Origin of the sequence: Gordonia sp. DT101 (assembly GCF_049844895.1) — a bacterium.
Lineage (GTDB): Bacteria > Actinomycetota > Actinomycetes > Mycobacteriales > Mycobacteriaceae > Gordonia.
In genome coordinates this window covers 922434-926759 of record NZ_JBNCLX010000002.1, presented here as the reverse complement: position 1 = coordinate 926759, position 4326 = coordinate 922434, and the positions used below count along the sequence as shown (strand labels likewise).

Here is a 4326-nt window from a genome sequence, read left to right as displayed (position 1 = left end):
AGCCCCTCTTTCCCAGGTCAGCGGCCAGCCCGGCCCGGCGTCGGTGGACGTTCAACCGACGCTCGGGTCGTTGTGGGCTGTCTGTTCGCGGGAACTCCGTTCCCACGCAACAGTGTGCGTCATTATCCACCCTTCAGAACGAAATTCACCATGATTCGGTTGAATGTACGAGCCCTTTCACGGGTATCCGAATCTCTGGTAAACAGCTAGCTCACGATAGGAATTCGGCAGTGGGGCCCAGATCGTTACGCGCCCGACTTCGAAGTCGTCCAAACGTACTAATGCGGTGTGCGGCGATGTAATGATTCCGAGTCCGAGAGCGAGAATCTTTCCAGACTGTTCCGACAATTTCGGTACCATCGCCCACACCGGACGCACGAAACCGCCCACGGGCACGGGGCCGGCGTCCCCGGACAATCCATGCGGAACCGCGCGGCCCGTGACGGGCGGTGAACACCCCGCCCCGACTCGGGCGACCGAGATGGCCCGATAGGAGCAGTCGATGGTCGAGCAGTCCGGCGGGCCGACGGCCGCCCGATCCAGCCTGTCCACGACGCACGGCGGGATGCCGGGCACGCCGGCCTCCGCCGACGGGCCGGTCGAGCAGCTTCCGGCCGACGCCTCTCGCGTCATCGCCGGGGATGTGGAATCGACCCCGGACACACCCGCGGCACCCCGACACGCGGCGGTCGTCGCCGATGAGGCGCCGACGATGCCCGTCCAGGCGGTGCCGACCGAGGAAGGTGGCCCGCCGATCGACGACGACCCGCCACGCGGTGTGGCGTCCGGTTGGCACATCGTCGAATCCTCCTCGCCGACAGAGACCGACGCGGTCCCGGATGCCCGGACACCGCAGGCACCGTCGCCGGTGGCGGGCAACACCGATCCCACCGCCGATCCCACTGCGGAAGGCGGCTCCACGGCGCGGCCCGCCATCGAAGTCGTCGACCTGCACAAGCGATTCGGGGACAACGTCGCCGTCGAGAGCGTCAGCTTCTCGGTCGCGCGGGGTTCCATCCTCGCACTACTCGGGCCCAACGGCGCGGGCAAGACGACGACCGTCAACATGTTGTGCACCCTCCTCAAGCCCGACGGGGGCAGCGCGGTCGTCGGCGGCCACGACGTGGTGGCCGACGCCGCCGGGGTCCGCCGATCGATCATGCTGACCGGTCAGTTCGCCGCGCTCGACGAAGCGCTCAGCGGTCGGGACAATCTGATCCTGTTCGGGCGGCTGATGGGTCTGTCGAAGGCGGTGGCACGGTCGAGAGCCGACGAACTGCTCGCATCGTTCGAGCTGACCGCGGCCGCCAAACGCAAGGTCGGCGAGTACTCGGGCGGTATGCGGCGCCGGATCGACATCGCATGCGGGCTCGTCACGCAACCCGAGATCGTGTTCCTCGACGAACCGACCACCGGACTCGATCCGCGGAGTCGCCAGGAGGTGTGGAAACTCGTCGAGTCCCTGCGGCGTCAGGGCGTGACCACGCTGCTGACCACGCAATATCTCGAGGAGGCCGACACCCTGTCCGACCACATCGTGGTGATCGACAAGGGCCGGGTGATCGCGTCCGGTACCGCCGACGAGCTCAAGACGGCGACCGGCGCATCGCATTATCAGGTGACCCCCACCGATCCCGAGGATCTCGATCGACTGCTCGCGTGCCTGGACGGGATCGCGGTCGGCGGGCACGGCGCCGCGATCCCCGCGCACGAGCCCGACGAGGCCGCCACCTTTGTCACGGTCCCGGCCACCGCCGGGGCCGACACGCTGGTCGAGATCGTCCAGCGCACCAAGGAGGCCGGCATCCGGCTGTCGGATGTGGCGCTGTGCCGCCCGAGCCTCGACGAGGTCTTCCTCGCCCTGACCGACCCGGCCGACACCACGGCCGGGTCGGCCGCCGGCGACGAGCAGAGTCCGGCCGGATGACCCTCGAGGCGGCACACCTCGGCCGGCCCAGGACCCGGGCCGGTGCGCAATGGTGGACGCTGACCGGTCGGGGTATCTCCTCGATGGTGCGCAACGGTGAGATCATCTTCGCCTTCGTCGCGCCGGTGCTCCTGGCGATCTGCTTCTATGTCCCGCTGCGGTCGATCATGAACGCGGATCCGGGGATGGACTATGCGGACTTCCTGATGCCGATCATCTCGTTGCAGTCGGTCAGTTTCGTCGCGTCGTCGGCGGCCATGAGGTCCGCGGTGGACGCCACCAAGGGCATCAACACCCGGTTCCGGACCCTCCCGATGCCGCCGGTGATCCCTCCCCTTGCCCGGATGGGCACCAACACCGTGCTGCTCGTCATCTCGATCGTCTGCGCGACCGCGACCAGCCTGGTGATGGGATGGCGGCCGAACGGGGGCGTGCTGGACACGATCGGGTTGTTCGCGGTCGTGCTGGTGGTCGGCATTCTCATCGCTGTCCTCGCCGATGCGGTCGGGCTGCTCTCCAACAGCCCGGAGGCCACCAGTCAGGCACTCTCGCTGCCGATTCTCATCCTCGGCATGTTGTCTACCGGCTTCGTGCCCGAAAGTCAGTTCCCGGAATGGATTCAGCCGTTCGTGCGGAACCAGCCGATCTCCCAGTTCGCGACCGCGATGCGTTCGCTCAGCGACGGCACCGCCACCCTCGACCTGCTCACGCCCACGATCTGGTGGTGTGTCGGCCTGGCTGTCGCCGGGGGCGTGCTCACGGCGCTGGGTGTCCGCCGGGTGGTGCGATGACCACCGTCGCGGCGGCGCCCGTCGGCCGGCTCCCCGTCGAACGGTCGGCGCGGGCATTCGTCGAGCAGAGCGCGGTGCTCGCGTGGCGTCAGATCTCGGTCATGGTGCGGGACCGGGGCACCTTCCTCCAGCTGGTCCTCGTGCCGCTCCTGACGCTCGTCATGTTCAAGGTGGTGCTCGGTGATGCGATCGGCACTGCCACCGGGCAGGACAGCACCTACGGCACCGTGCCATTGGTGATCCTGGTGAGCGCCATGTTCGGGTCGGTGGCCGCCGGCATCCGCCTGAACCAGGAGCGGGGTACCGGTCTGCTCGCGCGCCTGTATGTGCTGCCGATCAACCGTGCCGCCGACCTCACGTCGCGGCTGCTGAGCGAGGTCTTCCGCATCGTCGTGGTGACGGCGCTGCTGATCGCCGTCGGCTCCACCATCGGCTTCGACATCACCGGTGGTGTGGTCGCGGTCCTCGGGATCTTCGGGGTCTCGCTGATGTTCGGCGTCGCCTACGCGATGCTGGTGCTCGCCCTCGCGGTCAGCGCTCGCCCCTCTGCTCCGCTGGTCCCGCTGTTGTCGCTGGTCTCGAGTGTCCTCATGTTCTTCAATTCCGGGTTCTCCCCCGTCGAGGCCTACCCGGGTTGGCTGCAGCCCATCGTCGAGAACCAGCCGATGAGTCCGGCCATCGAGGTGATGCGATCGCTGGCCGCGGGTGGCCCCATCGCGGAGAACATGATCAAGGTCGTCGTCTGGACGGTTCTCATCGTCGCCGCTTGCCTGTACCCCGCACTGCACGGATATCGCAGGGCCGCCACCGCACGGTGAGCGGAGCGGCCTCAGCCGACCGAGCGCAACATTCCGTAGCCGTCACCGATGTCCCGTGCGAGCCACTCCACCACCTGGCCCACCGCGGTGGCGACCGCCGACGGCTCGTCGAGCGAACCGATGCGCGGCAGGCAGTGCAGGATGGCCGCGACCAACGACGAGCCGACGCCGAGCCCGTTGCTCTCGGCGACCAGGTCGTACCTCGTGAGGGCGCCGGCCAGATCCTGGTAGGTCGCCGAGTCGCCACTGTGTCGGACCGCCGTCAGGCCAGGGGTGACCTCGGCGCGACGATGGACTTCGTCGCACGTCGCCCGCAATCGCGGGAATTCCCATGATCCCATGTCACCGTCCATTCCTGACCTGCTCTCCGCCGGCCGAAAAAGCGTCCGACAATCCTCCGGATCCGGGAAATCGCTGTGTGCAAATGATGACAGATACTCCCTGGGATTGTCACCGGAGGACGACGAGAAAATTTACCGGTGGCGATGTCGTGTACACCGTCGTGGCCGTGTGCACGACATCCCGCCACGGCCCCGCCCGACCGGTCAGCCTGCCCGGTCCGCCTCCATCGCGTCGATGAGGCTCTTGGGCCGCAGATCCGTCCAGTTCTTCTCCACGTACTCCAGGCAGGCCGCACGGCTGTCCTCGCCGAAGACCTTGGTCCAACCGGCCGGGATGTCGGCGAACGTCGGCCACAGCGAATGCTGGTTCTCGTCGTTCACCACGACGTAGAAGCGGCCGTTCTCGTCGTCGAATGGATTGGTCATGATCGATCGTTCCTCTCGTTCAG

5 protein-coding genes are annotated in these 4326 nt (G+C 67.4%); 3 read left to right on the top strand and 2 right to left on the bottom strand.

Annotation, left to right across the window (positions count from 1 at the left end; genetic code table 11):
* The first annotated feature begins 502 nt into the window (after positions 1-502).
* The 3 genes from ACLQ3I_RS10650 to ACLQ3I_RS10640 are packed head-to-tail and all read left to right on the top strand — an operon-like array spanning position 503 to position 3536.
* Positions 503-1927: an ATP-binding cassette domain-containing protein gene (locus ACLQ3I_RS10650; RefSeq protein ID WP_425801737.1), complete on the top strand. Its 1425-nt coding sequence runs from the start codon at positions 503-505 to the stop codon at positions 1925-1927.
* Complete coding sequence (locus ACLQ3I_RS10645) at positions 1924-2718, top strand: ABC transporter permease (RefSeq protein WP_425801734.1); 795 nt, start codon at positions 1924-1926, stop codon at positions 2716-2718. Before ACLQ3I_RS10650 ends, ACLQ3I_RS10645 begins: the two co-directional genes overlap by 4 nt.
* Positions 2715-3536 carry an ABC transporter permease gene (locus ACLQ3I_RS10640; RefSeq protein WP_425801731.1) on the top strand — a complete coding sequence of 274 codons (822 nt, stop codon included), beginning with the start codon at positions 2715-2717 and terminating at the stop codon, positions 3534-3536. The genes ACLQ3I_RS10645 and ACLQ3I_RS10640 overlap by 4 nt, the downstream gene beginning before the upstream one ends.
* 11 nt (positions 3537-3547) lie before the next feature.
* Here the strand turns inward: ACLQ3I_RS10640 and ACLQ3I_RS10635 are convergent, their stop codons facing one another.
* Both ACLQ3I_RS10635 and ACLQ3I_RS10630 read right to left on the bottom strand, forming a co-directional pair.
* Positions 3548-3877: a hypothetical protein gene (locus ACLQ3I_RS10635; RefSeq protein ID WP_425790729.1), complete on the bottom strand. Its 330-nt coding sequence runs from the start codon at positions 3875-3877 to the stop codon at positions 3548-3550.
* A 204-nt stretch (positions 3878-4081) separates the two neighbouring features.
* The gene (locus ACLQ3I_RS10630) at positions 4082-4303 is read right to left on the bottom strand and encodes an MbtH family protein (protein WP_425790727.1); all 222 of its coding nucleotides are present in this window, start codon (positions 4301-4303) and stop codon (positions 4082-4084) included.
* Between the last annotated feature and the right edge of the window lie 23 nt (positions 4304-4326).

Excerpts from the sequence above, each read along its gene's own strand:
- ACLQ3I_RS10640 (WP_425801731.1), top strand. The coding sequence starts at position 2,715 with ATGACCACCGTCGCGGCGGCGCCCGTCGGCCGGCTCCCCGTCGAACGG.
- ACLQ3I_RS10630 (WP_425790727.1), bottom strand. The coding sequence starts at position 4,303 with ATGACCAATCCATTCGACGACGAGAACGGCCGCTTCTACGTCGTGGTG.
- ACLQ3I_RS10635 (WP_425790729.1), bottom strand. The coding sequence starts at position 3,877 with ATGGGATCATGGGAATTCCCGCGATTGCGGGCGACGTGCGACGAAGTC.
- ACLQ3I_RS10645 (WP_425801734.1), top strand. The coding sequence starts at position 1,924 with ATGACCCTCGAGGCGGCACACCTCGGCCGGCCCAGGACCCGGGCCGGT.
- ACLQ3I_RS10650 (WP_425801737.1), top strand. The coding sequence starts at position 503 with ATGGTCGAGCAGTCCGGCGGGCCGACGGCCGCCCGATCCAGCCTGTCC.